Consider the following 26,230-nt stretch of genomic DNA (forward strand, 5'->3'; position numbering starts at 1 on the left):
CGGTCAGCGGCCGGGCTCGGGGGCGGCCCAGGCGCGGCCCGTACGGGCGGTGTCCTCGGTCAGGATCGTCCCGATGGTCCCGGCCAGCAGGTCGCGGTGCGGCGCGGGCAGACCGGCGGCCAGCGTCTCCAGGCGGGCCGTCACCCCGTCGTGGGCACGCACCGCGATCTCCGCGCCCGCGCAGGTCAGCTCGATCAGGCAGGCGCGGCGGTCGCGCGCGTCGCGCACCCGGGCCACCAGCCCGCGTTTCTCGGCGCGGTCGACCAGCCCGGTCAGGCTCGACTTCTCCAGGTGCAGCGCCCGGGTCAGCCCGGTCATCCCGATGGGCCCGTCGACCAGCAGGCACAGGAGCTGGGCCTGCTGCGGGGTCAGGTCGTGTTCCCTGCTGACCTCGCCGTAGACCTGATGGACCAGGTGCGCCAGGCGGACGAGCGCCTCGGTGAGGCTCAGGCCGGGCGCTTCGGTGGCGACCATGCGACCAGTGTAATTGACAGTAGTTGGCGGCACGAACTAAGTTTACTTCGCGACACAAACAGTTCGTACAACCAACTAATGGGTGAGCCCCTCATGCCCGACTACGGACACGACCTGATGTTCAGCGCCAACCTCGTCCCGGCCGCCGGGCAGGCGGACGAGGTCGTGGCCCTCGCCCAGCTCGCCGAGCGCGCCGGGCTGGACCTGGTGACCTTCCAGGACCACCCCTACCAGCCCGCCCTCCTCGACACCTGGACGCTGCTCGCCTTCGTCGCCGCGCGCACCGAGCACATCCGGCTGGCCGGCAACGTGCACCCGCTGCCGCTGCGCCCGCCGGCCGTGCTCGCCCAGGCCGCGGCCAGCCTCGACCTGCTCAGCCACGGCCGGTTCGAGCTGGCGCTCGGCGCGGGCGGCTACTGGGACGCCATCGAGGCCATGGGCGGCCCCCGGCACACACCGGCCCAGGCCGTGGACGCACTGGAGGAGGGAATCGGGATCATCCGCGCGAGCTGGGACACCGGCACGCGCGGCGGCATCCACCACCGCGGCGAGCACTACCGGGTGGACGGGCTCAAGCGCGGCCCGCGACCGGCCCACGACATCGGGATCTGGATCGGGGCGTACAAGCCGCGCATGCTCCGGCTCACCGGGCGGCTGGCCGACGGCTGGCTGCCCTCGCTCCCCCGCCTCACGGACGCCGCCGCCCTGGCCGAGGGGAACGCCGTCATCGACGAGGCCGCCACCGAGGCCGGACGGTCGCCGTCCGACGTGCGGCGGCTGCTCAACCTGGCCGAGCCGCTGCCCGCCGAGCAGCTCGCCGAGCTCGCGCTCGTCCACGGGGTGAGCGGCTTCATCCTCATGTCCGGCGATCCGCGGCAGTTCGAGCGGTTCGCCGCCGAGACCGCCCCGGCCGTACGCGAGCTGGTCGCCGCCGGGCGCGGACGGTCCCCGGAGCCGGAACGCCGCCCCGAGACCCGCCCCGAGACCCGCGTCTGGGACGAGGCCACCCGCCCCACCGCGCCCGACCCCGACCCGGGCCGCCGCTACACCCCGCAGGAGCAGGCCGCCGGGCAGCACCTCGTGGACGTGCACGACCACCTGCGGGCCGAGCTGGCCCAGCTCCGCGACCTCGTCGAGCAGGTGGCCGCGGGGACGATCGACGCGGGCGCCGCCCGTTCGCACATCGCGACCATGACGATGCGGCAGAACAACTGGACGCTGGGGGCGTACTGCGAGTCGTACTGCCGGCTCGTCACCATGCACCACACCGGCGAGGACAGCATGGTCTTCCCGAAGCTGCGCCGGGCCGAGCCGGGGCTCGCGCCCGTGCTGGACCGCCTCCAGGAGGAGCACGAGGCGATCCACAAGATCATCGAACGGGTGGACCGCACGCTGGTCGCCTTCGTCGGCGAGCCCGGCGGCCTGGACGACCTGCGTACCGCCGTCGACCTGCTCAGCGACGCGCTGCTGTCCCACCTGTCGTACGAGGAGCGGGAGCTGGTGGCGCCGCTGTCGAGGCACGGTTTCTGACCGTGGGGCCGCCGGGCGCCGGGAAGGCGTACCGGCGGGCGGCGGCCACGATGGCCAGGGCGGCGACGGCGGCCGGGAGCGCGGTCCACGGCAGCGCGCCCGCCCCCGCGCCCTCCAGCACCAGCCCTCCGGTGAGCGATCCGGCCGCGATGCCCGCGTTGTAGACGGTGGTCTGCATGGACGTGGCCACGTCGGCGTTGTCCGGCCCCGAGGCGGTGACCAGCGCGGTCTGCAACAAGGTCGGCGCGCCCCCGAACGCCATGCCCCACAACGCGACCGCGCCCAGCAGCACCGCGGCGGACCCGGCGTACAGGCCGAGGGCCGACATGGACGCGGCCACCGCCGCCAGCACCGCGAGCAGGGTCGCCCGCGGACGCCTGTCGATCACCGCGCCGACCACCCAGATCCCCGCCACCGTGGCCACGCCGAACACCAGCAGCACGGTCCCCGGCCGGCCGAGCCCCGCCCGCTCGGCGAACAGCGCCAGGTACGTGTACATCGCCTGGTGCCCCAACAGCACCAGGACCGTCACCGCCAGCACGGTCCTGACGCCGGGGATGACCGCGACCCGCCGCAGCGGCACCCGCCGCGCCGCCGGCTCGCCCGGGAAGGGCGGCACCTTCCACATGACCCAGCCCACCAGGACCACCGCCACCGCCGACAGCGACCCGAACGCCGCCCGCCATCCGACGGCCGCCGCGAGCTGCGTCCCCGCCGGGATGCCCGCGCACAGCGCCACGGTGATCCCGGCCGAGACGATCGCGATGGCCCTCCCGCGGCGCTCGGCGGGGACCATGCGGGCGGCGTACCCGACGAGCATGGCCCACAGGATGCCGCCCATCGCCCCCGCGCCGACCCGCGCCCCGAACGTCACCGCGTACGACGACGACACCGCCGTGACGGCGTTGAGCAGCGCGAACCCGCTCAGCGCGGCCACCAGCACCTGCCGCCTGGGCAGCCCGCGCAGCAGCGCGGTCAGCGGGATCGCGGCCAGGAAGGAGGCGACCGCGTAGGCGGTCACGAGGAAGCCGGCCGTTCCCTCCGGCACGCCGAGGGCGCCGGAGAGCTGCGGCAGCAGGCCCGCCGGGAGGAGTTCGGTCATCACGGCCGTGAACGCCGCCGTGAACAGCGCGAGCAGGCCCGCCCACGGGAGTTTCGCAGGAGACATGCCGCCTATGCTGAAACCTTCACATCAGTGTGAAGGCAAATCACCCGAGGGAAGCATGAAGATCGGACAGTTGTCCCAGCGTACGGGCGTGCCGACGCGCATGCTCCGCTACTACGAGGAGCAGGACCTCCTGCACCCCGACCGCGCCGACAACGGCTACCGGGACTACCCCGAGTCGGCGGTCTACCGGGTCCAGCAGATCCGCGGCCTGCTCGACTCCGGCCTCACCACGGAGATCATCCGCCGCATCCTGCCGTTCCTGACCAGGCCGGACGACATCCACCTGCATCCGGCGTGCCTGACGTCCGAGCTGGCCGAGCTGTTGCAGGCCGAGGCTGGCCGCATCCAGCAGCGCATCGAGTGCCTGTCCCGCAACCGGGACGCCATCCACGCCTACCTGGCCGCCGTGCGGTCCGCCGCGGGCGAGGGCGCGGCCTCCGCCTGATCGTTCTGCTGGAATGAGGGGCATGGAGACCTTGGCCGACCTTCTCTCGGACGCGGCGTCGGGCCGCCCGCCCGCCCCCGACGGCACCGTGACCGTCCTGCCCCAGCCGTCGGAGCGCGACGCGGGGATCATCGCCTTCACCGCCCACACGGTCGTCTTCGCCGACGTCGAACCGGCGCGGGTGCACGCCCTGCTGCCCGCCGGCGACCTGTCGGCCCCGCTCATGCCCGCGTTCCTGACGGCGATGGAGGCCGCGACCGGCCGGCGGACCGGCAACCTCGACCTGCTCGCGCTGGCCACCCCGCTCCCCGGGCCGCCTCCGCTCCCGCTGGAGGAGCTCGCCGCCGCCGACCATCCGCGGGTCGTCCGGGCCCGCCGCCACCGCGACGCCGTACGGGTGTGGGTCACCGGCGACGGCGGCGGCCTGGTCACGCTGGGACGCGGCGTGGCCGGACGCTGGGAGGCGGCCGTCGAGGTGGAGCCGGAGCACCGCGGGCGGGGGCTCGGCAGGTCGCTGGCCACGGCGGCCAGGCACCTGACGCCCGGCCCGCTGTGGGCGCAGATCGCGCCGGGCAACGCCGCGAGCGTACGGGCCTTCCTCGCGGCGGGTTACCTCCCGATGGGCGCCGAGGTGCTGCTTCTTCCGGAAGACGGCTGAACGAAGGTGTCTGTCCCGGCGGGTCCCGTTCGTCGGGAGGGCATCGGAACACAACGGAAAGGGACAACGATGAACACGGTCATCTCCGGTGACGGCACCCGCATCGCCTACGACCAGGCAGGCGAGGGACCCGCCGTCGTCCTGGTGGACGGAGCGATGCGCTTCCGCGGCTCGGGGCCGGGCGGGCCGCTGGCGGCCGAACTGGCCCGCGGCTTCACCGTCCTCACCTACGACCGGCGCGGGCGCGGCGACAGCGGCGACGACGCCGGGCTGGGCGACGAGCTGGACAGGCTGGTCAAGGAGGGGCGGCGCGGCGCGGCGGTCGAGGCGTTCCAGCTCTCGGTCGGCATCCCGCCCGAGATGGTGGCGGCCATGGCGGGGTCGCCGTCCCGTCCGGTGCTGGAGGGCATCGCGCCCACGCTCGTCCACGACCTCCGGCTGACCGGCACGGCCACGCTGTCCCGGTACGCCGGCCTCGCCGTGCCCACGCTCCTCATCGACAGTGAGGACGGCGGTCCGGCGGCCCGCGTTCCCTTGCCAGGCCGGGGCCGCCGGCGTCCTGGAGTTTGCTGGTCGGGGGCCCGCTGTTGGGGGAAACCGGGTGTGGCGCTGCGGAAGCCGTCCAAGATCGCTACGTATAGTGATGGCCGATGTCACTTCGTGATTACAGGGGGAGCTCATGAGAGGTAACCTCATCGCCGCCGGCGGTGCGCTGCTCGTCGCGGCCACGGTGTTCAGCATGGCCGGCGTGGCCGCCGCGGACACCTGGAACGACGAGAGGCACTGGTACCCGGACAACTGCAGCCTCGGAACGAACGACGACTCCACGTACCACCACGTCACGAAGGAGGGCAGGTTCGCCGGCACCCGTGACGCCGACGCCTGCAAGGGCGGTGAGCACGGCTTCGACGGCGACGACGAGGGCTGGGGCTGGAAGCACAAGGACCACGGCCGCCACAACTGGCCGGGCAGCGGGAACGGCAACTGGATCGGTCACGGCTACGGCCCGGGCGCGGGCGTCGGCGTCTAGGACCGGCCCCCTCACACACCTCGATCCCGGCGCCCCGCGAGGGTGCCGGGATCGGCGCGTCCCCGCGGCGGCTCCCGGGCAGGCCCCCGGCCGCTGATATCTTCTGCCGTAAAGAGATCCACGGCAGAGGAGAGTCGGTACTGTGGTCGTCTTCGCCGGGCAGGGGGACGCGCGCCGTTCGATGGCGTTGCTGTGGCGGACCGAGGAGCCGGGCGAGTCGCGTCCCGGCCCCAAACCGGGCCTGAGCGTGGACGTGATCGTCGACGCCGCCATCGCCGTCGCCGACGCCGAGGGCATGGCCGCGCTGTCCATGCGCAAGGTCGGCGAACGGCTGGGCCGCACCGGCATGGCCCTCTACACCTACGTCCCCAGCAAGGGCGAGCTGGTGGACCTCATGTACGACAAGGCCCTGGGCGAGCTGCCCACCGCCTACGACCTGGCCGGAGGCTGGCGGGCGGCGGTCACCGCGTGGGCCGAGCACCTGTGGCGGTTCTACCAGCGCCACCCGTGGCTGCTCCAGGTGTCGCAGGCCCGGCCGGTGCTCGGCCCCAACGAGTTCGCGCTGCTGGAGAGCCTGGTCGCGATCCTGCGCGAGACCGGCCTGCGGCCGCCCCGGCTGCGCGGCGTGGTGTCGCTGCTGTTCGACTTCGTCCGCGGCGCGGCCAGGACGGTCGCCGAGTCCCGGCAGGCCCCCTCGGCCACCGGCGTGTCGGACGAGGAGTGGTGGCTCACCCGGTCGCGCCTGCTGGAGGAGGTCGCGCCGGGGTTCGCGGCCCGCTTCCCCATGGTGGCCTGGGTGGAGAGCGAGGGCGGCGTCCCCGGTGAGGGCGAGCCGTACGTGGAGCACAAGGTGAACGAGGCGTTCACGGTCGGGCTCACCGTGCTGCTCGACGGCGTGGAGGTCGCCGTCGGGGCGGGCTGACCCGCGCCCGCCGGGGTCAGCGCCTCCTGAGGAAGGACGCCCAGGCTTCCAGGGCCGGCCCGGGGTCGCTGCGGCCCACGCCGAGGCGGAACCGGTCGTCCGGCGTGGGCGTGAGCTCCGACCGGTAGACGCTCGCGGGAAGCAGCAGCACGCCGGCCCGTTCGACCAGCTCGGCGCAGAACGCCTCGACGCCGTCGGCGCCCAGGTAGCGCGGGAACGTGACGCAGCCGCCGTCGGGCGCCCGCCACTCGAACAGGTCGCCGAACTCCCCGAAGAACGCCTCGAACCTGGGCAGGTTCGCGGCGATGATCCCGCGGTTGCGCTCCAGGATGGTCTCCCGCGCCTTGATCGCGATGCGGGCCAGGATCTCGCTGGGCGCGGAGTTGCAGATGGTCGTGTAGTGCTTGGCGCGTTCGAGGCGGGCGCGCAGCTCGCGGTCGCGGCAGGCGATCCAGCCGATGCGCAGGCCGGGCAGGCCGAGGGACTTGGAGGTGACGTTCAGCGAGAGCGCCGTCGGCGACAGGTCGGCGGCCTGCGGCAGCGTAAGGGCGGGGTCGAGCTCCAGGCCGCGGTAGACCTCGTCACTGAACAGGTGGACGCCGCGCTCCTCGCACAGCTCGGCCAGCCGGGCGAGGTCGGCGGCGCCGATGACCTTGCCCGTCGGGTTGTTGGGGAAGTTGACCGACACCACGCGGGTGTTCGGCCGGATGGCGGCGGCCACGGCGTCGAGGTCGAGCGCCCAGTCGCGGTCGGGATCGAGCGCGACGCCGGTGACCTCGCACAACGACGCCGGCACCGTCTCGGCGGACTGGTAGCAGGGCGTGACCACCACGGCGTGGTCGCCGGGGCCGAGCAGCACCTGCATGGCCAGGTACAGGGCCTCCTCGGCGCCCGCGAAGACGATCACGTCGTCCGCGGTGAGCTGCTCGTAGGTGTCCGCGACGGCCTGGCGCAGCCCGGGGTCGCCGAAGGTCTCGGTGTAGCCGAGCGACAACGTCTCCCAGGCGTGCCGGTCGTCGTCGCCGGCCAGGGCGAGCAGGCCGGACATGGTCATGGTCTGCGCGTCGGAGGCGGCCATGTGGTGCCGGGCGGTGAACTCCCAGCGAGAGAAGTAGACCTCCAGCCGGAAGTCGGGCAGTCGGGTCACGGTCGGCTCCTCCTGAGCTCGGCGAGCAGGGCGTAGAGGGTGGAACGGGAGGTCCGCAACGCCCTTGCGACGACGGCCGTGGCCCGCCGGACGGCGAAGACCCCGGCCAGTTCGAGCTCGGCCACCACGGCGAGCCGGTCCTCGCGGGTCAGCCGTTCCACCGGCCGCCCGTGCTCGCGGACGTAGGCGCCGACGATCCGCTGGACGCGATCGGTCCAGTCCTGCTCGAACAGCGCCTCGGGGCGGGGCGCCGACGGCGCGGCGAAGGCGGCCAGCAGGGTCGCGGCCTGCTCCAGCGGGGTACGGTCGAGGTTCACGCAGAGCACCGCGGACGGCTCGCCGTCGGGGTCGCGCAGCACGGCGCTCACCGACGACAGCCGCCGCCCGTCGGCCGTCAGCTTCTCGTAGGGGCCGTAGACGCCGTTGGGCGAGGAGTCGAGCCGGTCCAGCTCGCCGAGCAGCGAAGGGGCGCCGGGGGCGCGCCCGGACATCGGGTTCCACACGCCCAGCACCCGGTCGCTGCGGACGTCGTGCAGGATCACCTCGGCGTACGGGGCCAGCAGCGCCGCCACCGCCTCGCACACCGGTGACCACAGCCGCACGCGGGCATCCGTCTCCGTCACATCTCGGATCTTATGTCCAGTTCGGACAGTCTGTCCAAACGGGACGGCCGGGCCGACCGTCAGGCGTGCGCGCCCACGGTCACCGGGCCGATGGTCAGGCGCGGCCTGCCCTCCAGGATCTCCGCCACCCGTTCCACCTGCTCGTCGAGCTCGCGGAGCTGGGCGGCGGTCAGGCCGGACAGCGGTTCGACGGTGACGTCGATCCTGCCGCCGGAGCGCCGCTGGTGCCACACGCCGCGGACCTCGCCGTCCACGAGCAGCACGGGGAAGTTGCCCGCCTGGCCGCCGGCCAGCGCCCGCCGGAAGGCCGGGCCGGGATAGAGCAGCTCGCGCGGGCGGCCCGCGACCAGGTACGCGTCGAAGTACGGCAGCAGCCGCACACCGCGCGGCGGCCCGTCCGGCACCGCCGTGTCCCCCGCCAGCACCTGGGCCGGACGCCCGTCGAACAGCACCTCCTCGGTCTCCACCGACGCGAACCCCTCGGCCGCCCACCGCACCGGCGCCCCGGCCCACTGGGCGAACTGGGCCGGGGTGGCCGGCCCGTACGCGGCCAGGTAGGCCCTGACCAGGCCGGCCCGCCCGTCCGCCGGCACGGGGACGTCCGGCGCGACGCGGTAGGTGACCTTGCGTCCCCTGGCCGGCCCGTACACGAACGCGCCCCGGTGCGCCGCCGTGGCCATCGCCTGCCGCCAGCGCGGCCACATGCCCTGGAACGCCGGCATGACCAGGTCGCCCGCCCACGGCCCGGTGGCGGCGATGACCGCGTCGCTCAGCTCGTCGATCGTCATGTCGGCCACGGACAGCACGTCGCGCACGGCCCGGACGACCTCGTCGGTCTGCTCGGCCGTCATCCGGGCACCCTCGGCCCCGGCGGGCCCGGCGGGCATCGACGACAGGGCGCCCCACCACATGGGCAGCTCGGCCGCCGGGAGCAGGTGCACGGTTCCGCGCGGCCCGTGCGTCTTGACCAGGGCCTGCTCGCCCCACAACGCCTCGCGCACGTGGAGGCGGGTGACGCCGTCGAGGCGCAGGCCGATCGAGAGCTCGGCCGCCGACATGACCTGGGCGTGCGCCCCGCACATGGCGGCCACGACGGCGGCCTGGCCCTTGTCCGCGGCGGGGGCGGCCAGGTGGGCGCGCTCCAGACGCCGCGCGCTGACCTGCGGCCACGACAGTTCGATCACGAATTCCTCCTCGATGCGTTCCCCTTCACCGTAGGAGGTGATGCGGCAAGGTTCGTTCCTCATTCCCCCGCGACGAAAGATCCGATCATAAGTAGAGCACGAAAGGGATTCAGGGGCTGTTTCAGCCTCACTTAGCGAGTACAGGCGTTGATAGATCGGATGAAACGTGACCTCGGCGTGATCGTCTTCACCGGAGGGGTTGGCCACAATGAGGGCCATCCCCCGACTGGAGGCCCTTGTGCGCCATGGCAAGCCCTGGCGGCTGCTCCTCGCGGCGGCTCTCGCCGCGACCGGACTGACCGCCCTCACCCCAGCCTCCGCCAACGCGGCCGGCACCGTCTTCCACGTCTCCCCCGACGGCGACGACAGCGCCGCCGGCACCGAGGCGGCGCCGTTCAGGACGATCGCGCGCGCCCAGCTCGCCGTGCGCGCGGCCCTGACGTCCGCGCAGGAGCCGCCCCGGGTACGGGTCCGCGGCGGCGTCTACCACCTCGCCGAGCCCCTCACCTTCACCCCCGCCGACTCCGGCGCCGTCTACGAGGCGGCCCCCGGCGAGCAGGTCGTGCTCAGCGGCGGACGCCGGCTGACCCCCGCCTGGACCCCGTACCAGGGCGCGACCCTGGTCGCCGACATCGGTCCGGGGCTCGACTTCGACGAGCTGTTCCTCGACGGCACGCGGCAGGTCCTGGCCCGCTACCCCAACGCCGACCCCACGGTCGCCGTGCTCGACGGGTACGCCGCCGACGCGATCTCCCCCGAACGGGTCGCCCGCTGGAAGAACCCGACGACCGCGCTGGTCCGCGGGCTGCACCAGGGCGAATGGGGCGGGAACTCCTTCAAGGTGACCGGCGTCGCCCCCGGCGGCGACCCGATCCTGAAGTGGGTCGGCGACAACAACCGGGGCGACGGCCTGCACCCGCAGAAGCGCATGGTCGAGAACGTCCTGGAGGAGCTGGACGCCCCCGGCGAGTGGTTCTACGACAAGGACGCCGGCCGCCTCTACCTCCAGCCGCCCGCCGGTCTCGACCCTGCCGAGGCCCGCGTCGAGACCGCCGAACGCGAGGAACTCGTCCGCGTCGTCGGCGACTCGCCGTCCGCGCCGGTGCACGACCTCACCTTCACCGGGTTCACCTTCACCCAGACCCACCGCACGCTGTTCAGCCGCCCGTACGAGAAACTGCAGCTCGGCGACTGGGCGATCGTCCGCGCCGGCGCGGTCTACCTGAAGAACAGCAAGCAGATCACCATCCGCGACGCCCGCTTCGACCAGGTCGGCGGCAACGCCGTCTTCATGGACGGCTACGCCGAGGGCAACGTCGTCTCCGGCGGCGAGTTCCGCGGGTCAGGGGCCAGCGACGTCGCCATCGTCGGCTCGCCGGCGGCCGTCCGCGAGCCGTCCACCTGGGACGACATGCGCCGCACGATCACCGACACCACGCCGGGCCCGAAGACCGAGGACTACCCGCGCGACATCACCGTCAGCGGCAACCACATGACCCGCAACGGCCGGTTCGAGAAGCAGAGCTCCGGCGTGCAGATCTCGATGAGCCGCCGGGTCACGGTCTCCGGCAACACCGTGCACGACGGCCCGCGCGCCTGCGTCAACATCAACGACGGCACGTGGGGCGGGCACGTCATCGAGGACAACGACATCTTCGACTGCGTCAAGGAGACCTCCGACCACGGGCCGATCAACTCCTGGGGCCGCGACCGGTTCTGGCCGCTGACGGCCGGCGACGCCCAGAAGAAGGCGTACGCCAAGCTCGACGCGACGGAGACGACGAAGATCCGGCACAACCGGATCCGGCACTCCTCCCAATGGGACATCGACCTCGACGACGGCTCCTCCAACTACGAGATCACCGGGAACCTGCTGCTCAACGGCGGGGTGAAGCTGCGCGAGGGCTTCCACAGGACCGTGCGCGGCAACGTCTTCGTCAACGGCGGCGGCCACTTCCACGTCTCCTACGAGAACAACGGCGACGTCGTCGAGAAGAACATCTTCGTCACCGACGACCCCTACGACTTCATCCAGAGCGACCCGTCCACCTCCGGGACCGTCTACGACGACAACCTGTTCTGGAACAACGGCAGACCCGTCGCCGACATCACCGCCGCCTGGCGGGCCCGCGGGCTCGACACCCGCTCGGTCGTCGCCGACCCGCTGTTCGAGGGGCCGAGCCCGTACGCCGACCCGGCCAAGCTCGACTACACGCTCAAGGCCGGCTCCCCCGCCCTGACGCTGGGCTTCCAGCCGTTCCCGATGACCGGCTTCGGCAGGCCCGGCGCGCCCACGCCGCCGCCGCTCACCTGGCGCGAGCCCGAGACCGGCATGACGATCGGCAACCTGGCCGAGCCGCTCATGGGCGCCACGGCCACCGAGATCCACAGCGACGAGGTGAAGTCCTCGGTCGGGCTCACCGACTACGACGGCCTGTTCCTGGCCGCCGTCCCGGCCGGGTCCCACGCCCACGGGCAGGGGCTGCGCACCGGCGACGTGATCAGGGAGATCGCGGGTACCAAGGTCACCGACCGCGACAGCTTCTGGAAGGTCTACAACCGCACGCCCGCCGGGCGTCCGGTGGCGCTGAAGGTCTGGCGGGCGCAGGCGCTGACGGACGTGAGCCTGACCAAGGCGTACGGCGTGGAGACCATCGACAACGTCTCCGGCGTCACCTACACCGGCCAGGGCTGGGACTGGAAGAACGACCGGCGCGGCGGCGCGGGCTCGACCCTCGACGACCTGCACGCCACCCAGAACGACGGCGACTCCTTCGAGCTGGCCTTCCACGGCACCGGCGTCGAGTACGTCGCCCAGGTCAACTCCGACGAGGGCAAGGTCGACCTCTACCTGGACGGCAAGCTCGACGCCACGATCGACAACAGCAACCCGACCCGGGTGTACCAGAAGGTCGTCTACCGCAAGACCGGGCTCGCGCCGGGCCCGCACAAGCTCAAGGGCGTCAAGAAGGACGGCTCGTACTTCATCGTGGACGGCTTCAAGATCCACTCCGCTCCCGCGACCGAGGACGGCGAGGCGCCGGTGACGACCGCGTCCGGGGTGCCCTCCGGCTGGTCGGCCGAGCCCGTCACCGTGGTCCTGACCGCCGCCGACGCGGGCTCCGGCGTCGAGCGCACCGAGTACCGGCTCGGCGACGGAGCCTGGCAGCCCTACACGGCCCCCGTGCGGGTGGACCGCGAAGGGGAGAGCGTGCTCGCCTTCCGCAGCGCCGACCGGGCGGGCAACGTCGAGGAGCCCAGGACGGTCACCGTCCGGATCGACGCGACGGCCCCCACGCTGACCGTCACGCCGGACCCCGTCCGGCTGTGGCCGCCGAACCGCAGGCTGGTCCCGGTGCGGGTCGCGCTGAAGGCGTCCGACGCCGGGCCCGTCACCGTCACCCTGGTCTCGGTCACCAGCTCCCAGGGCGACGCCGCGGATGACGTCCGCGGGGCCGACCCCGGCACCGACGACACCGCCTTCGCGCTGCGCGCCGAGCGGGACGGCGCCGAGGACCGGGTGTACACGGTCACGTACCGGGCGGTCGACCGGGCGGGCAACGCCACCGAGGCCCGCACCCGGATCACCGTGGGACGCGCCGGCTAGGTCGCGGACGGGCCGGCCCGCCTTGAGCCGGTCCGTCCGACTTCCGGTGTCATGCGCATGGCGGGCATCCCGTCAGGGCAGGACCCCGCCATGACGTCTGCGCGAGGCTTCGGCGGCGGGTCCGGGATTTTCCGCCGCAAACCGGTAGAACAGATCGCCACCGAGCACGAAGGTGAGCTCAACCGCGTGCTCGGGCTCTGGCAGCTCACCGCGATCGGGGTGGGCGGCATCATCGGCGCCGGCATCTTCGCGCTCGCCGGCGCCGTCGCCAACCAGACCGCCGGGCCCGCCGTCGTGATCTCCTTCCTGATCGCGGGCATCGCCAGCGCCGCCGCCGCGTTCTCCTACGCGGAGTTCACCGGCATGATCCCGAAGGCCGGATCGGCGTACACGTACGGCTACGCGGTGCTCGGCGAGATCGTCGGCTGGTTCATCGGCTGGGACCTGCTGCTGGAGTACACCGCCATCGTCGCGGTCGTGGCGATCGGCATCTCGGGCTACTTCGGCTTCCTCCTCGGCCAGCTCGGCGTCGACCTGCCCGCCTGGATGCTCGGCGCGCCGGGCACCGGCCCGGGGCACGTCGTCGACCTGTTCGCCGGGATTCTGTGCCTGTTCATCGCGTTCCTGCTCAACCTCGGGATGCGGTCGGCCGCCCGGTTCGAGACGTTCGTCGTCATGATCAAGGTCGCGGTGGTGCTGCTGGTGATCGTGGTGGGCTTCTTCTACATCCGCACCGAGAACTACACGCCGTTCTTCCCCTTCGGGTTCGGCGGGGCGGTGACCGGCGCGGCCACCGTGTTCTTCGCCGTCTTCGGCTACGACGCGATGAGCACGGCCGCCGAGGAGTCGAAGGACGCCCAGCGGCACATGCCCAAGGCCATCCTGTACTCCCTGGCCATTTCGATGGTCCTGTACGTGCTGGCCTGCCTCGTCCTCACCGGCATGCAGAACTACCAGGACATCGACCCCGAGAGCGGCTTCTCCTCGGCGTTCGCGTCCGTCGGGCTGTCGGGGCTGGCCAGCGTGATCGCGGTCGGCGCCATCGTCGGCATCCTGACCGTCATGTTCACGTTCATGCTCGGCGTGACCCGCGTGTGGTTCGCGATGAGCCGCGACGGGCTGCTGCCGTCCTGGTTCGCCAAGCTCCACCCCGTACGGCACGTGCCGGTCAGGGTGACCTGGATCGTCGGCGTCGCCTCGGCGCTCATCGCCGGGTTCCTGCCGATCAGGGAGGCCGCGGAGCTGACCAACATCGGCATCCTGCTGGCCTTCGTGGTGGTCTGCGCGGCGGTGATCGTGCTGCGCTACCGGCGTCCCGACCTGCCGCGCGGGTTCCGCATGCCGGGCATGCCGGTGGTGCCGGCGATCGGGGTGCTCTTCTCCATCTGGCTGATCACGTTCCTGGAGCCGCTGACCTGGCTCAGGTTCGTCGTGTGGTTCCTGATCGGGCTGGTGATCTACTTCGCCTACGGGCGCCGCCACTCGGCGCTGAACCGCCGCGACTGACGTGCCGCCTCAGTTCGTGTCCTGGTAGACCGTGGGCCCGATGGCCCTGTACGCCGCCTTCGAGGCGTCCTTGAGCCAGGGCCGGGTGCTGGTGGCGTTGGCGCGGTTGGTGTAGACGGCCATGGTGTGCAGCAGGTAGCGGTGGGTGTACCCGACCCATCCCCAGGTCTGGGCCCTGCTCCAGCTCGTCGAGTGGCACAGCCCGGAGCCGGGGCCCTTCCTCGGGCACACGATCCCCCAGGCGTCGGCGTAGGCGTCGTCGAGGCGCGCGTACGCGGTGTCGGCCCGGCCGTCGTTCTTCAGCGGCACGACCCACACCGAGACCATGATGCGCTTGTTCGCCGGCGCGCCCGGGTTCACGTACGAGCCCTTGACCATCTTGGAGCAGCGCGCCTTGCGCAGCACCGAGCGGACGTTGGCCGCGTGGTAGGCGTCCGGGCACTTGTCCACGCCGCTCGACCGGAGAGTGTAGCGCACGCCCTTGGCCGTGGTGAAGGAGCGGGGCAGCAGGGCGCTCGGCGTCAGCGGGGTCGGGTCGGTGTCCTGGCGGTCGAGGTCGCCGGGGTCGAACGGCTCGTCGGTGGGCAGGTCGAGCGTGGGCGTCTCCGTGGGTGGGTCGGTGGGGGTCGCCGTCGGCTGCTCGCTGGGGCCCGGGGTGACGGAGGACGGCGACGGCCAGGGCGTCGGGACGGTGGCGACGGGCGGGCCGGAGGACGCCGCGGTCAGCAGGCTCTCCCCGCTTCCCCGGTCAAGACCCTTCACCGCCGACACCACGACCACCGCCCCCACCACGGCAAGCACCACACCGATCACCCCGACCCCGGCCCCGAGTCCGACCTTCATCCCGGTGCTGAGCCCGCTGCCGGACGGAGGCGGTGGCATCTGCCCTGGCCGCATCGGCCCCGGCGGCACCGGACCACGCGGCACCGGACCACGCGGAGGCCCGAGGCCGGCCGATGGCCCGAAAGCAGGCGACGGTCCCAACGCGGGCGGCGGCCCCTGGGAGGGTGGCGGCCCCTGGGAGGGTGGCGGTCCAAGCGCGGACGGCGGTTCGGGGGCAGACGGCGATCCGAACGCGGGCAATGGCCCAAAAGCAGGCGACGGTCCCGACGCGGGCGGTGATCCGAGGGCGGACGGTGGTTGGAGGGTGGGCGGTGATCCGAGGGCGGACGGTGGTTGGAGGGTGGGCGGCGGGTTGGTGGTGGGGAGCGGGTTGGTGGTGGGGGTGGGGAGCGGTTTGGGGGTGGGGGTGGGGGTGGTTGAGGATGCGGCTTGGCGTAGTTCCTTCGCCCACTGCTCCGGGCGGGGACGCTGGTCCGCAGGGCCGCCGAGCGCCGCCGTCGCGAGGTCGGCGAGCCCGGGGCCGACGGCGGCCAGCCGGCCGGGGTCCGTGGAGGTCCGGTCGCGGGCCAAGAGCCGGACGGCCAGCAGCGCGAACTTGTAGGCGTCCGTCTGCGGGGTGCCTTTGGGCTCGTCGGCGGGGAGCTGCCAGCCGGGCGTCTCGACCTGCGGTAACGCCTCCGTCCCGGCCAGCCGCATCGCGTCGCAGCCGATGAGGAAGCACTCCGGGGAGCCCTCCGTGGCGAACAGCAGGCTCGTGGGCGACAGGTCCCCCACGACGATGTCCATCGCGTGCAGACGGGCCAGCGTGTCGGCCAGGTCGGCCAGCAACAGCAGACGGTCGCGCTCGCCGACCCGCGGGCCGACGTGCGGGCCGGTGCCGACGGCGTAGGCGTTGTCGTCGAGCAGGAGGTTCATCGTGGCAGGGCGGTGTTCGGTGCCTGACGGCGTCTGCCTGGCGAAGGAGAACCGGTGGGGCACCGACCGCATGAGGAAGCCGCAGACCACCCCGCCGGACTCGACGACCTCGGCGGGCCAGGCGGTCCTGTCGCACAGCCAGGCAGCGTCCCATCCGGAAAGCCGGCCGATCAGCCCGGCCATCTCGGCGAGCACGCCGGCGTCGAGGCCGGGCAGGACGGCGGGGTCGTACTCCTTGTAGACGACGTCCCACTGGCCGTTGATCCGGCGGCCGGGCACCTCGTGGACCGTCCCCCGGCCTCCCTGCCCGAGACGCCGGCCGAGAACGAGGTCCGCCCGGTCCACCCGGTCCGCGCCGCCCATGGGACCTCCCGTCGGGCCGCTCATCGGGCCGCGTCCCTCGGCCACGGGGCGAGCATCGTCCGGTCGTCGTCGAAACGTCGGAGGGCCACGGTGAGATCGGGGGCCGGACGGCCCTCGTCGGGCTGGGCGTGGACGGCCCACACCGAAGCGTGGCACGCCTTCGACGCCCCGACCGTCGAGGCGGACGCGCCGGGCAGCCCGGCGTCGGGGCACGTGCCTCCCTGCGGGCCCGGCCGCTTCGGCCCGACCGACCCGAACAGCTCGAACAGCTCGAACGGCCCGAAAGGCTCGAACTCCGGGCCGGGCATGTCGACCGCGACCCGCCCCCAGGCGCGGATCCCGCCTGCCCGCTCCGGTGCGTGCTGCACGTGCCCTCCTGCGTCCGTACGCGGTGTCAGACCTCGTCGATCGCCGGCCGGAACCGGTCGGGCCGGTTCACCACGGGCCGCGGGTCGCCCTGCGCCACGGACGGCGGCCCGTGGCGGGTCCGTCGTCGGTGAGCCGTGCGTCCCCCGCCCTTCGAGCCCGCCCTTTTTCGGAGGATATCAGCGTCCAATTGATGAAGATCAAGGACTTGCGGACCCGGAGCTCCCGGTGCGCCCGGCATACCGTGGCGTTATGGAAATTTGTGAGCTGTTCGCCTGACGACCTTGGGTGGCAACTTTAATCAAGCCCCAGCCAAAGGGCTCCTTCGATCCCCACACCCCCGGGGACATGTGAGAGGAGTCACCCAGAGTGAACAGCACGTTCAAGTCGGGCGCCATCGCCGTGTTGGCGGCGGCGGCCCTGGCCGTCCCGATGACGGGCGCCGCCGGCGCCACGTCGAAGGCACACTTATCCACCACGCCATCCAGCACGGGATCCAGCACGGGATCCAGCACGGCATCCATCGCGGCGACCACCGTCGCCCGGACCGAACCGCCGGCGTTCGCGCCCGCGGACCCCAAGTCGCGCGACCGCGCGAAAGTGAACGCCGACGCGGCACTCGCCGCCGACGCCGGACGCCTGCACAAGGGCTCCGGCGACGCCTTCACTCTCTCGGCCAACGTCGCCGGAACCTACGGCCTGCAATATCTGACCTACGAACGCACGTACAAGGGCCTGCCCGTCTTCGGCGGCGAGGTCGTCGTCGGCACCGACCGGGCCGGACAGGTGATCCAGCAGGTGGTCACCGGCCAGACCGCGAAGATCGACCTCGGGGTCAAGCCGTCGGTGACGGGCAAGCAGGCGTCGGCCACCGCCCGAGCCCTCCTGCCGGACGTGGACGAGGTGTCCGCGGCCAAGCTGGTCGTCCACGCGACCACCGCCACGCCCAGGCTGGCCTGGCAGGTCCAGGTCACCGGACGGACGGCCACCGGCAGGCCCAGCATCCTCGACGTGTTCGTGGACGCGCGGTCCGGCTCGCTGATCGACAAGTTCGACAAGGTGCGGGAGGGCACCGGCCGCGGCTACTACGACGGCACGGTGACGATCGACACCAGCGGGTCCGCCGGCTCGTACCGGATGGTGGACACCACCAGGCCCGGCCTCCAGTGCGGCGGCCAGGGCGGGACGGCCTACACCAAGAGCACCGATTCCTGGGGCAATGGGTCGGGCACCGACCTGGAGACGGCCTGCGTGGACGCGCTGTACGCCGCCCAGATGGAATGGAACATGCTGCGGGACTGGCTGGGCCGCAACGGCCACAGCGGGAACGGCCGGTCCTTCCCCATCCGCGTCGGCCTCAACGACGTCAACGCGTTCTGGAACGGCTCGTACACCACCTTCGGCCACAACCAGGCCGGCAACCAGCAGGCCACCCCGATGGACGTCGTCGGCCACGAGTTCGGCCACTCCGTCTTCACCAACACCCCCGGCGGCGACAGCGGCAACAACGAGGTCGGAGGCCTGAACGAGTCCACCGGCGACATCTTCGGCGCGCTGACCGAGGCGTACGCCAACAACCCGAACGACCCGCCGGACTACCAGGTGGGCGAAGAGGTCAACCTCGTCGGGAACGGCCCGATCCGGTACATGTACAACCCGTCCCAGGTGGGCGACCCCAACTGCTACAGCACCGCGATCCCCACCACCGAGGTGCACGCGGCGGCCGGTCCGCAGAACCACTGGTTCTACCTGCTGGCCGAGGGCAACAACCCCGGCGGCGGCAAGCCGAGCAGCCCGATCTGCCAGGGCGGACCGTCCTCGGTGACCGGCATCGGCATCCAGAAGGCCGGCAAGATCTTCATGGGCACACTGCAGGCCAAGACCCAGCCGTGGACCCACGCCAAGGCGCGGGTGGCCTCGCTCAACGCCGCCAAGTCGCTGTTCCCGAACAGCTGCGTGGAGTTCAACGCGGTCAAGGCCGCCTGGGACGCCGTGAGCGTCCGGGCCACCAGCGACCCGAGCTGCGTGGCCAACCCGGACACCTTCTCGTTGCAGGTCAGCCCCGGCTCCGGCGCGGCCGACCCGGGCGGCTCGGCCTCCACCACCCTGACCACGGTGACGACCGGCGGCAACCCCCAGCAGATCCAGCTCAGGACGGGGACGCTCCCGGCCGGCGTGACCGCGACCTTCAACCCGGCCACCATCCAGTCGGGACAGTCGTCCACGCTGACCCTCAACGTGGCGGCGAACGCGGCTCCCGGGGCGTACACCGTGCAGGTGATCGCTCAGGGCACGGCCCAGACGCAGACGCAGAACTACTCGCTCACCGTCAACCGGCCCATCCCCGACCAGTTCTCGCTGGCGCTCAGCCCGGCGTCCGGGTCCGTGGACGCGGGCGGCAGCACCGCCTCGACCCTGACCACCACGACGACGAGCGGCAACGCCCAGCAGATCCAGCTCAGGACGGGGACGCTCCCGACCGGCGTGACCGCGACCTTCAACCCGGCCACCATCCAGTCGGGCCAGTCGTCGGCGCTGACGATCGCGACGGCGTCCACCGTGCCGGCCGGGACGTACACCCTCCAGGTGATCGCCCAGGGCGCGGCCCAGACGCAGACCGCGAACTACACCCTGACGGTCTCCCGTCCCGGTGACCCGGACGCGTTCTCCGTCCGGCTCGACCCGGAGGCGGGCACCGCGACGGCCGGGAGCACCGCGGCCACCACGGTGAACACGGCGACGACCGGCGGCCAGCCGCAGCAGGTCACGCTGTCGGCCACCAAGCTGCCGAACGGCGTCACCGTGGCCTTCGACCCGGCCACGATCCAGTCGGGCCAGTCGTCCAGGCTGACCTTCACCGTCGCCTCGACGGCGAAGAACGGCACCTACCCGATCACGGTGACGGCCGCCGGCACCGCCCAGACGCAGACGGCGAGCTACGCGCTCACGGTCACCGGCGGCACGCCGGCGGGCGACTTCACCGTCGCCGCCGACCCGTCGTCGGCCACCGTCACGGCGGGCGGGACGGCGACCACCACGCTGAGCACACAGGTCACCACCGGCCGGCCGATCCCGCTGACGCTGGCGGCCGACGGCGTGCCGCCGGGCGCGACCGTGACGTTCAGCCCGGCGTCCATCAACTCGGGCGAGTCGTCCACGGTGACGGTGAGCACGACGGCCGGCACGCCGGCGCAGACGTACACGATCACCCTCAACGCGAACGGCGCCGCCAGCCACGGCACGTCGTTCTCGCTGACGGTGAACGGTGGCGGCGGCGGTGACACCTGGCAGGAATGGCACGCCTACAACGCCGGCGACGAGGTCACCTACCAGGGTGTCCGCTACCGCTGCGTGATCGCCCACACCTCGCAGCCGGACTGGACGCCCGACGTCGTACCGGCTCTCTGGCAGCGGATCGGATGACGATCCGCCCGGCGCCCCGCAACCCGGGGGGTGACTGAGGGCCGGAACGGAGGGGGTCCACCCGGACCCCCTCCGTTCTGGTTTCCCACTGTTTGATCACGTACGTGGTGCTTCAGTAGGGTGGGCGCCTCGGTCGCCTGTCCTGGGTGGGAGTGCCCGTGCGCCGCTACCGTTTCGGCCTCGTCGCGATGCCGTGGCCGGAGCGCTCACCGCCGAGCGTTCCTCGATGCGCGATCCGTCCGGTGACCTGCCGCTGTATCCCGACGGCCTGTTCATAACTTTCGCCGCGTTCCCTGCGTCAAACACACCATGAGACGCTTCACCACCGCCACGCTCGTGGCCGGGCTGCTGCTGGCGGGCGGGGCCGCCCCCGCGATGGCCAGCCAGTCCTCGCCCGTCCGCCGCTGCTCGGCCGCCCAGCTCCAGGTGCGCCTGGGCACGATCGACGCCGGCGCCGGCAACAGGAACGCGCCGCTGGTGTTCACCAACAGCTCACGCACCACCTGCACGCTGTACGGCCACCCCGGCCTGATCATGATCGACAAGCAGGGCGACGCCCTCCGCACCCGCGTCCGCCGCGCCGCCGGGACCAAGCACCAGGTGACGGTCAAGCCGGGCGGCAGCGCCCGTACGACGCTGCACTGGACGGTCGTCGAGACCGGCGACGAGACCCACTGCCCGAGCCCGGCCCGCCTGCTGGTCATCCCGCCGGACGAGCAGTCGTACGTCAACGTCCCGTTCGACGCCGGCCAGGTGTGCGACGGCGGACGGCTCGACGTCAAGCCACTGGCCTGACGTCCGGGGGGCCGGTCAGCGCAGCCAGTTGACGACGACCGTCAGCACGATCGACAGCAGCAGCGAGATCAGGATCATCGCCAGGCAGCCGATCCAGCCGCCCAGCGGTCGCACGTCCCAGCCCCCGAACCTCATCCCCGGCCCCTACCCCTGGCGGCCGGGGTCGTATCCCGGCCCGCGCGGACGTCAGAGACCGGCGACGAAGTCGAGGGCGACGGCCCAGGCGCGTTCGGCCGCCGGGGCGTCGTGGTCGGGCAGGCCGGGGTCGGTGAACAGGTGGCCGACCCCCGGATACCGGAAGACCTCCACGTCGGCCCCCGCCCGGCGCATCTGGAGATACCAGGCGTTGAGCCAGTCGACCGGCTCGTAGAAGTCGGGGTCGGCGACGTGGAGCTGCACCGGCAGGTCGTCGGCGGTGGCGCCCTCGGCCATGTCGGAGGTGCCGTGCATGAGCAGCAGCCCCCGGGCGCGCTCGTCGCCCAGGGCGAGGTTCTGGGCGATGGCCGCGCCGAGGGAGAAGCCCGCGTACACCAGGCCGTCGCCGGACAGCGGGGCCGCCGCCGCGATGGCCCGCTTCAGCAACTCCTCGCTGCCGATCTCCTCCTTGATCGCGATGCCCTCCTCGGACGTGTCGACGACGCGCCCGTCGTACAGGTCGGGGACGTGCACCTCGTGCCCCGCCTCCCGGAGCCTGTCGGCCGCCTGGTGGACGGCGGGCCGCAGGCCGTACATCGAATGCAGGAGGAGAATCCGCGCCATACGCGCAGCTTAGTGACCCCGAGCGCCCGCGGGACGCGTGCCCCGGCGGGTCAGGCGTACTGGCCGGTCCGCAGGGGCGTCCCGGACCCGCCGAGCGGTCACCTGAAGATCGTATGACGAAACCTCTTTCCTGCAACCAGCTTCGCCCCTAATCTTGGTGCTGGGGCGGCTCGATGCCGTTCCGACCGGCCAGGCCCACTTGGGGAACAACAGATGTCCGTCACCCAGACGTACCTTGCCGTCGCCACCGAGCCGCCATGTCCGTGCTCGACATGACCTGCCGGCCAGTACCCGCCGGCGTGCTGCTCACGGTCTCCGGTGAGCTCGACGCCACCAACGCCGATCGACTGGAGTCCGCCATCCGCGACGCCCGTCGACCCGGCCGATCCCTGGTCCTCGACCTGGGCGAGCTCACCTTCATGGACAGCAGCGGTCTGCACGTGCTGCTGCGGGCGCACGACGACGTCCGCGGCGCGGGCGGCTGCCTGCGCCTGGCCGCCGTACGGGACATCCCGGCCCGCATCCTGCAGATCACCGGGGTGTGGGACGTGCTGCACATCCATGCCTGCGTGGACGAGGCCGTCGCAGCGGCCCGGGGCGCCTCGCCCGATCGACTGCCGGATGATGTGGAGCGGTTGTGATGCACCTGGCCAGCAGCTACCTGCCGGGGATCACGGTGGTCACGGTGGCCGGCGAGGTCGACGCCACCGCCTCCGGCCATCTGGAGGCCTACCTCGACCAGGTACGCCGCAGCCTGGACGAGCACCTGATCTTCGACGTGAGCCGGCTGGCGTTCCTGGACAGCTCCGGCCTGTCCGTCCTGCTCGCCGCCGCCACGCTGGCCCGCGCGCACGGCGTGGACGTGCACCTGGCGGGCCTCCGGCCCACGGTGGCCCGGCTGCTGGAGATCACCGGCACCGTGGAGCTCGTGACGATCCACGACCACGTCACCCGGGCCGTCGCCGCGGTGGAGGCGCTCCGGGACGCCAGGGCCGGGGCGCTCGAAGCCGCCGGCCCCACCGAGGCCGTCTGACGTCCTGGTGGCCGGCGGGGGTCAGCGCCGGCCGCCGAACTCCCAGTCGTGCACCTCGATGTCGGCGTACCGGCCGGCGGTGAGGACGGCGCGGGCCGCGTCCGCGTCGGGCGCCCGGACCAGCAGGGCGGTGCCGACCCAGGTGGCGCCGTCGTCGGACAGCAGCGGCCCGTACGCGATCAGCTCGTCGCCGCCGGCCGGCGGGACGAGGTCGGCGGGCTGCCCGGAGCCGAGGCCCAGCACCAGATACCGGTTGCCGCCCTCCCGGCCGCCGGGGAACTCCCACATGGTGCGTCCCAGCACGTTGCGCCACCGGCGTACCAGCACGTCGCGGTAGACGCCGGCCTGGTAGTTGGGCTCGTCGAAGGCGAACGCCCGCACGGAGGCGAGGTCGGGCAGGTCGACGATGTGCACGCTGCCGGTGGCCGTGTCGGTGTCGCGGTCGAAGGTCGGGCCGCGGGCGATCAGCTCGGCCTCGTAGCGGTCCATGTAGGACCAGTGCGCCTCGACCAGTTCCGCGCGCAGGGCGCCCGAGTCAGGACGGTCACGGTGATAGCAGAAGAACTCCATGCGGAGAGTACCTACCACAGATCATCTCCCAGTCCGGGCGGCTCAGCCCAGCAGCTGCTCGACGAGGTCGGCGGCGCGGGCGGTGCCGCCCTCGGCCCGTGCCTCGGCCTGAAGGCGCGTCAGGCGGCGGGCCACCTCCGGGTCGGCGGTCAGCTCGCCCAGGGCGGCGCGCAGGGTCTCGGCCGTGGCGTCCGGGGTGTCGATGCGGCGGGCCACGCCCAGCTCCACGAGCCGGTCGGCGTTGGCGAACTGCTCGGCGCCCTGCGGCACGGCGATCATCGGCACCCCGGCCAGCAGCCCCTCGCAGCAGCCGCCCATGCCCGCGTGGGTGACGAACGCGTCGGCCTGGTCGAGGATCGCCCGCTGCGGCACCCACGGGTGCACCTCGACGTTGGACGGGATCTCGCCCAGCTCCGCCGCGTCGGTGTACTTGCCGATCTGCAGGACGACGTGCCACCCCGGCAGGTCGCCGAAGGCCGCCAGGCACTGGCGGTAGAACTCCGGCTGACGGGTGTAGGCCGACCCCAGGGAGACCAGCAGGACGTTCGCGGCATCACCGGGACGGGTCCAGCCGCCCTGCTGCCCGCGCGGGTCGTGGCAGGGGCCGACGTAGGTCACGGTGCCGGTGTCGACCCGGTCGGCCTGCGGCTGCATCGCCCGCGGGATCAGGGCCAGCGTGTGCGGCGGGCGGCCGGAGAAGGTCTCCACGTCGGTGGTGGAGACGCCGCAGTCGGTGAGCCAGCGGGCGAACCTGGCCAGGTAGGCGTCGGCTCCCGGCAGTCGCCACAGCTGCGCCGCCACCTCCTCGGAGTATCCCTCCCAGGCCACGAACGTCGGCGACAGCTGCATGAGGGGACGGCCCTGCGTCTCGGCCAGGGCCCGCGCGGCGTAGGCGCCGATGTCGTACAGGTAGAGGTCGGCGGGGTCGGCGTCGTAGGCGGCGCGCAGTTGCGGGAGTGCCTGGACGGCGTCGTCCAGGAAGAGGCTCATCGCCGCGATGGGGTCGTCGGGCCACTTGTTGTCGGCGACCGGCAGCGTCGAGGAGCAGGGGACCAGCTCGGCGCCGGTGCCCGTGACCAGCTCGCCGACCGCCGGGTCGTTGGCGTACGTCACCCGGTGGCCGCGCGCCACCAGCTCGCGGACGATCTCCAGGCTGGGCAGGACGTGGCTGACGGCGGGGATGCCGACCATGGCGATGTGGGCGCGGCGGCGGGACATGGACGATCACTCATTTCGGGTTCTACGCGACGTTCGAGCGGTGGAACGGGCGGCGGGACGGCGGTTCAGGCGCGGCGGGCGCCCGGGGCGGCGGCCTCCAGGTCGGCGACGCTGCCCGACATGATCGTGCGCACGTGCTCGGTGATGTGCTCGGCGGGCCAGTCCCACCAGGCCAGTGCGAGCAGGCGGGCGACGTCCTCGGCGGGGTAGCGGGTGCGGATGAGACGGGCCGGGTTGCCGCCGACGATCCCGTAGTCGGGCACGTCGGAGGTGACCACCGAGCCGGCGCCGATGATCGCGCCGTGGCCGATGCGCACGCCGGGCATCACCGTCGCGCCGTAGCCGAACCAGACGTCGTTGCCGACGACGGTGTCGCCGCGGTTCGGCAGGCCGGTGAGCAGGTCGAAGTGGTCGGACCACGAGCCGCCCATGGTGGGGAAGGGGAAGGTCGAGGGGCCGTCCATGCGGTGGTTGGCGCCGTTCATGATGAACCGCACCCCGGTGCCCAGGGCGCAGAACCTGCCGATGACCAGCTTCTCCGGGCCGTAGTGGTAGAGCACGTTGCGGGTCTCGAACGCGGTCGGGTCGTCCGGGTCGTCGTAGTAGGTGTACTCCCCCACCTCGATCAGCGGGGACTTGACCAGTGGCCGCAGCAGCGCCACCCGTGGCTGGCCGGGCATCGGGTGGATGACGGTCGGGTCGGCGGGGACGTGGGCGTTCATGGATCTTTCCTTCCGCCACTGCTAATGCGACAACTTGTACATTAAGATGGTGTCATGTCGCCGTCCGCCTCGCAAACGGGAAAGGGAGCGATGACGTCCGAGAGCCCGTCGCCCGGTCCGCGCCGCCGTCCGGGTGGCCGTACCGGTCGCATCCGTACGCAGGTTCTCGACGCGGTCCGCGCCGAGCTCGGGGAGCACGGCTACGACGGGCTGACCCTCGACGCCGTCGCGGCCCGCGCGGGCGTGCACCGCGCGACGGTCTACCGGCGCTGGCGGGACGTCGGCGGCCTGCTCGCCGACGTGCTGGAGGCGACGGGCGACGACGACTGGCTGCCCGAGGACACCGGGTCCCTGCTGGGCGACCTGGCCGCGCTCAACCACGAGAACCAGGCGGCCCTGACCGCGCAGCCGTCGATCGCCGCGGCCCTGATCGCCGCCTCTTTCCGTTCCGAGGAGGCCGCCCGCGGGCTACGGCGGCTCTGGGAGGACCGGTACACCCGGTGCGAGGTCATCGTGGGGCGGGCGGTCGAGCGGGGCGAGCTTCCGGCGGACACCGACGCGCAGCGGCTGCTCGTCGCCGCGACCGCGCCGCTCTACCACCACCTGGTGCTCCTTCGCACGCCCCCGGACCCGGACCTCCCGGACCAGGCTGCGCGGACGGCCGTGCTCGCGGCGTCCGCGGGCGCCTTCACCCGTACCGGCTCCGAGCCCGCCTCTTCGTCGGGCGCCTGAGGCGGTCGCCGGGCTTGTCGGTCAGGCCGGTGGGGCGGACGGCCGTCCAGGTGAGCCCGGTCCCGGAGAGCGCCTGTTCCATGCGGGCCATGTCGGCGTACGGATGGCGCATGACGTGGTGCAGGACGCGGCCGAAGAGCCGGGCGACGGGCGATGGCGGTGACGGTGTGTCCGGGCCGCCAGGGCGCGTTCGACGA

General features: G+C 72.6%; 25 protein-coding genes. 13 read left to right on the plus strand and 12 right to left on the minus strand.

Annotated features, from left to right (window positions below; translation table 11 throughout):
* Nucleotides 1–3: 3 nt before the first annotated feature.
* Nucleotides 4–474 (minus strand): MarR family transcriptional regulator, encoded by a 471-nt coding sequence (locus AB0J97_RS37980; RefSeq protein WP_357705501.1) that lies wholly within the window; start codon nucleotides 472–474, stop codon nucleotides 4–6.
* A 93-nt stretch (nucleotides 475–567) separates the two neighbouring features.
* Here AB0J97_RS37980 and AB0J97_RS37985 point away from each other — a divergent pair, with 93 nt between their 5' ends.
* Nucleotides 568–2,004 (plus strand): LLM class flavin-dependent oxidoreductase, encoded by a 1,437-nt coding sequence (locus tag AB0J97_RS37985; RefSeq protein WP_364098141.1) that lies wholly within the window; start codon nucleotides 568–570, stop codon nucleotides 2,002–2,004.
* Here the strand turns inward: AB0J97_RS37985 and AB0J97_RS37990 are convergent.
* Nucleotides 1,928–3,172, minus strand: coding sequence for an MFS transporter (locus AB0J97_RS37990; protein WP_364098144.1), 1,245 nt, complete (start codon nucleotides 3,170–3,172; stop codon nucleotides 1,928–1,930). The genes AB0J97_RS37985 and AB0J97_RS37990 overlap by 77 nt on opposite strands.
* A gap of 55 nt (nucleotides 3,173–3,227) precedes the next feature.
* Between AB0J97_RS37990 and AB0J97_RS37995 the strand changes: the two genes are divergently transcribed.
* From AB0J97_RS37995 to AB0J97_RS38015, 5 genes are all read left to right on the plus strand, one after another.
* Nucleotides 3,228–3,617, plus strand: a complete 390-nt coding sequence (locus AB0J97_RS37995; RefSeq protein WP_364098147.1) for a MerR family transcriptional regulator — start codon at nucleotides 3,228–3,230, stop codon at nucleotides 3,615–3,617.
* Between the two features lie 22 nt (nucleotides 3,618–3,639).
* Nucleotides 3,640–4,275, plus strand: coding sequence for a GNAT family N-acetyltransferase (locus AB0J97_RS38000; RefSeq protein ID WP_364098150.1), 636 nt, complete (start codon nucleotides 3,640–3,642; stop codon nucleotides 4,273–4,275).
* A gap of 69 nt (nucleotides 4,276–4,344) precedes the next feature.
* Nucleotides 4,345–4,965 (plus strand): hypothetical protein, encoded by a 621-nt coding sequence (locus AB0J97_RS38005; RefSeq protein ID WP_364098153.1) that lies wholly within the window; start codon nucleotides 4,345–4,347, stop codon nucleotides 4,963–4,965.
* On the plus strand, nucleotides 4,955–5,305 hold the full coding sequence (locus tag AB0J97_RS38010; RefSeq protein ID WP_364098156.1) for a hypothetical protein: 351 nt from the start codon (nucleotides 4,955–4,957) through the stop codon (nucleotides 5,303–5,305). The genes AB0J97_RS38005 and AB0J97_RS38010 overlap by 11 nt, the downstream gene beginning before the upstream one ends.
* 142 nt (nucleotides 5,306–5,447) lie before the next feature.
* Nucleotides 5,448–6,227, plus strand: a complete 780-nt coding sequence (locus tag AB0J97_RS38015) for a TetR/AcrR family transcriptional regulator C-terminal domain-containing protein (protein WP_357705508.1) — start codon at nucleotides 5,448–5,450, stop codon at nucleotides 6,225–6,227.
* Between the two features lie 16 nt (nucleotides 6,228–6,243).
* Here AB0J97_RS38015 and AB0J97_RS38020 read toward each other — a convergent pair whose 3' ends face one another.
* Genes AB0J97_RS38020 through AB0J97_RS38030 form a run of 3 tightly spaced genes read right to left on the minus strand, consistent with a single transcriptional unit; the run spans nucleotide 6,244 to nucleotide 9,181 of the window.
* Nucleotides 6,244–7,374 carry a pyridoxal phosphate-dependent aminotransferase gene (locus tag AB0J97_RS38020; protein ID WP_364098159.1) on the minus strand — a complete coding sequence of 377 codons (1,131 nt, stop codon included), beginning with the start codon at nucleotides 7,372–7,374 and terminating at the stop codon, nucleotides 6,244–6,246.
* A complete protein-coding gene (locus AB0J97_RS38025; RefSeq protein WP_364098162.1) occupies nucleotides 7,371–7,997 on the minus strand; it encodes a PAS domain-containing protein in 627 nt (208 codons plus the stop codon). Before AB0J97_RS38025 ends, AB0J97_RS38020 begins: the two co-directional genes overlap by 4 nt.
* A 59-nt stretch (nucleotides 7,998–8,056) precedes the next feature.
* A complete protein-coding gene (locus tag AB0J97_RS38030; RefSeq protein ID WP_364098165.1) occupies nucleotides 8,057–9,181 on the minus strand; it encodes a winged helix DNA-binding domain-containing protein in 1,125 nt (374 codons plus the stop codon).
* 238 nt (nucleotides 9,182–9,419) lie between these two features.
* Between AB0J97_RS38030 and AB0J97_RS38035 the strand changes: the two genes are divergently transcribed.
* Both AB0J97_RS38035 and AB0J97_RS38040 read left to right on the plus strand, forming a co-directional pair.
* Nucleotides 9,420–12,788: a PDZ domain-containing protein gene (locus AB0J97_RS38035; RefSeq protein WP_364098168.1), complete on the plus strand. Its 3,369-nt coding sequence runs from the start codon at nucleotides 9,420–9,422 to the stop codon at nucleotides 12,786–12,788.
* Nucleotides 12,789–12,878: 90 nt separating this feature from the next.
* Nucleotides 12,879–14,294 (plus strand): amino acid permease, encoded by a 1,416-nt coding sequence (locus tag AB0J97_RS38040; protein WP_364098171.1) that lies wholly within the window; start codon nucleotides 12,879–12,881, stop codon nucleotides 14,292–14,294.
* 9 nt (nucleotides 14,295–14,303) lie between these two features.
* Here AB0J97_RS38040 and AB0J97_RS38045 read toward each other — a convergent pair whose 3' ends face one another.
* Both AB0J97_RS38045 and AB0J97_RS38050 read right to left on the minus strand, forming a co-directional pair.
* Nucleotides 14,304–16,415, minus strand: a complete 2,112-nt coding sequence (locus tag AB0J97_RS38045) for a hypothetical protein (RefSeq protein WP_364098174.1) — start codon at nucleotides 16,413–16,415, stop codon at nucleotides 14,304–14,306.
* A gap of 20 nt (nucleotides 16,416–16,435) precedes the next feature.
* A complete protein-coding gene (locus AB0J97_RS38050) occupies nucleotides 16,436–16,783 on the minus strand; it encodes a hypothetical protein (protein ID WP_364098177.1) in 348 nt (115 codons plus the stop codon).
* A gap of 367 nt (nucleotides 16,784–17,150) precedes the next feature.
* Between AB0J97_RS38050 and AB0J97_RS38055 the strand changes: the two genes are divergently transcribed.
* Both AB0J97_RS38055 and AB0J97_RS38060 read left to right on the plus strand, forming a co-directional pair.
* Complete coding sequence (locus tag AB0J97_RS38055; RefSeq protein WP_364098180.1) at nucleotides 17,151–20,204, plus strand: M4 family metallopeptidase; 3,054 nt, start codon at nucleotides 17,151–17,153, stop codon at nucleotides 20,202–20,204.
* A 309-nt stretch (nucleotides 20,205–20,513) separates the two neighbouring features.
* Complete coding sequence (locus AB0J97_RS38060) at nucleotides 20,514–20,999, plus strand: DUF4232 domain-containing protein (protein WP_364098183.1); 486 nt, start codon at nucleotides 20,514–20,516, stop codon at nucleotides 20,997–20,999.
* A gap of 186 nt (nucleotides 21,000–21,185) precedes the next feature.
* On the opposite strand, the gene AB0J97_RS38065 is transcribed toward AB0J97_RS38060, so the two are convergent.
* Nucleotides 21,186–21,758, minus strand: a complete 573-nt coding sequence (locus AB0J97_RS38065) for a dienelactone hydrolase family protein (protein ID WP_357705518.1) — start codon at nucleotides 21,756–21,758, stop codon at nucleotides 21,186–21,188.
* Between the two features lie 257 nt (nucleotides 21,759–22,015).
* Between AB0J97_RS38065 and AB0J97_RS38070 the strand changes: the two genes are divergently transcribed.
* Nucleotides 22,016–22,399, plus strand: coding sequence for an STAS domain-containing protein (locus tag AB0J97_RS38070; RefSeq protein WP_357705519.1), 384 nt, complete (start codon nucleotides 22,016–22,018; stop codon nucleotides 22,397–22,399).
* Nucleotides 22,399–22,791, plus strand: a complete 393-nt coding sequence (locus AB0J97_RS38075; RefSeq protein ID WP_357705520.1) for an STAS domain-containing protein — start codon at nucleotides 22,399–22,401, stop codon at nucleotides 22,789–22,791. Before AB0J97_RS38070 ends, AB0J97_RS38075 begins: the two co-directional genes overlap by 1 nt.
* 21 nt (nucleotides 22,792–22,812) lie before the next feature.
* Here AB0J97_RS38075 and AB0J97_RS38080 read toward each other — a convergent pair whose 3' ends face one another.
* The 3 genes from AB0J97_RS38080 to AB0J97_RS38090 form a co-directional block, all read right to left on the minus strand.
* Nucleotides 22,813–23,379, minus strand: coding sequence for a YciI family protein (locus tag AB0J97_RS38080; RefSeq protein ID WP_364098188.1), 567 nt, complete (start codon nucleotides 23,377–23,379; stop codon nucleotides 22,813–22,815).
* A 24-nt stretch (nucleotides 23,380–23,403) separates the two neighbouring features.
* On the minus strand, nucleotides 23,404–24,579 hold the full coding sequence (locus AB0J97_RS38085; RefSeq protein WP_364098191.1) for a macrolide family glycosyltransferase: 1,176 nt from the start codon (nucleotides 24,577–24,579) through the stop codon (nucleotides 23,404–23,406).
* A gap of 65 nt (nucleotides 24,580–24,644) precedes the next feature.
* Complete coding sequence (locus AB0J97_RS38090) at nucleotides 24,645–25,301, minus strand: CatB-related O-acetyltransferase (RefSeq protein ID WP_364098194.1); 657 nt, start codon at nucleotides 25,299–25,301, stop codon at nucleotides 24,645–24,647.
* A gap of 90 nt (nucleotides 25,302–25,391) precedes the next feature.
* On the opposite strand from AB0J97_RS38090, the gene AB0J97_RS38095 reads away from it, so the two are divergent.
* A complete protein-coding gene (locus AB0J97_RS38095; RefSeq protein WP_364098197.1) occupies nucleotides 25,392–26,033 on the plus strand; it encodes a TetR/AcrR family transcriptional regulator in 642 nt (213 codons plus the stop codon).
* On the opposite strand, the gene AB0J97_RS38100 is transcribed toward AB0J97_RS38095, so the two are convergent.
* Complete coding sequence (locus tag AB0J97_RS38100; RefSeq protein WP_364098200.1) at nucleotides 25,990–26,145, minus strand: NAD(P)H-binding protein; 156 nt, start codon at nucleotides 26,143–26,145, stop codon at nucleotides 25,990–25,992. The two genes, AB0J97_RS38095 and AB0J97_RS38100, sit on opposite strands and share 44 nt — an antisense overlap.
* Between the last annotated feature and the right edge of the window lie 85 nt (nucleotides 26,146–26,230).

It is taken from the genome of Nonomuraea sp. NPDC049607 (assembly GCF_040675375.1).
Taxonomy (GTDB): domain Bacteria; phylum Actinomycetota; class Actinomycetes; order Streptosporangiales; family Streptosporangiaceae; genus Nonomuraea.

Coding starts and splice junctions, on each gene's coding strand:
- AB0J97_RS37980 (WP_357705501.1), bottom strand. CDS start 474: ATGGTCGCCACCGAAGCGCCCGGCCTGAGCCTCACCGAGGCGCTCGTC.
- AB0J97_RS37985 (WP_364098141.1), top strand. CDS start 568: ATGCCCGACTACGGACACGACCTGATGTTCAGCGCCAACCTCGTCCCG.
- AB0J97_RS37990 (WP_364098144.1), bottom strand. CDS start 3,172: ATGTCTCCTGCGAAACTCCCGTGGGCGGGCCTGCTCGCGCTGTTCACG.
- AB0J97_RS37995 (WP_364098147.1), top strand. CDS start 3,228: ATGAAGATCGGACAGTTGTCCCAGCGTACGGGCGTGCCGACGCGCATG.
- AB0J97_RS38000 (WP_364098150.1), top strand. CDS start 3,640: ATGGAGACCTTGGCCGACCTTCTCTCGGACGCGGCGTCGGGCCGCCCG.
- AB0J97_RS38005 (WP_364098153.1), top strand. CDS start 4,345: ATGAACACGGTCATCTCCGGTGACGGCACCCGCATCGCCTACGACCAG.
- AB0J97_RS38010 (WP_364098156.1), top strand. CDS start 4,955: ATGAGAGGTAACCTCATCGCCGCCGGCGGTGCGCTGCTCGTCGCGGCC.
- AB0J97_RS38040 (WP_364098171.1), top strand. CDS start 12,879: ATGACGTCTGCGCGAGGCTTCGGCGGCGGGTCCGGGATTTTCCGCCGC.
- AB0J97_RS38045 (WP_364098174.1), bottom strand. CDS start 16,415: ATGGGCGGCGCGGACCGGGTGGACCGGGCGGACCTCGTTCTCGGCCGG.
- AB0J97_RS38060 (WP_364098183.1), top strand. CDS start 20,514: ATGAGACGCTTCACCACCGCCACGCTCGTGGCCGGGCTGCTGCTGGCG.
- AB0J97_RS38065 (WP_357705518.1), bottom strand. CDS start 21,758: ATGGCGCGGATTCTCCTCCTGCATTCGATGTACGGCCTGCGGCCCGCC.
- AB0J97_RS38070 (WP_357705519.1), top strand. CDS start 22,016: ATGTCCGTGCTCGACATGACCTGCCGGCCAGTACCCGCCGGCGTGCTG.
- AB0J97_RS38075 (WP_357705520.1), top strand. CDS start 22,399: ATGCACCTGGCCAGCAGCTACCTGCCGGGGATCACGGTGGTCACGGTG.
- AB0J97_RS38085 (WP_364098191.1), bottom strand. CDS start 24,579: ATGTCCCGCCGCCGCGCCCACATCGCCATGGTCGGCATCCCCGCCGTC.
- AB0J97_RS38090 (WP_364098194.1), bottom strand. CDS start 25,301: ATGAACGCCCACGTCCCCGCCGACCCGACCGTCATCCACCCGATGCCC.
- AB0J97_RS38095 (WP_364098197.1), top strand. CDS start 25,392: ATGACGTCCGAGAGCCCGTCGCCCGGTCCGCGCCGCCGTCCGGGTGGC.
- AB0J97_RS38100 (WP_364098200.1), bottom strand. CDS start 26,145: ATGCGCCATCCGTACGCCGACATGGCCCGCATGGAACAGGCGCTCTCC.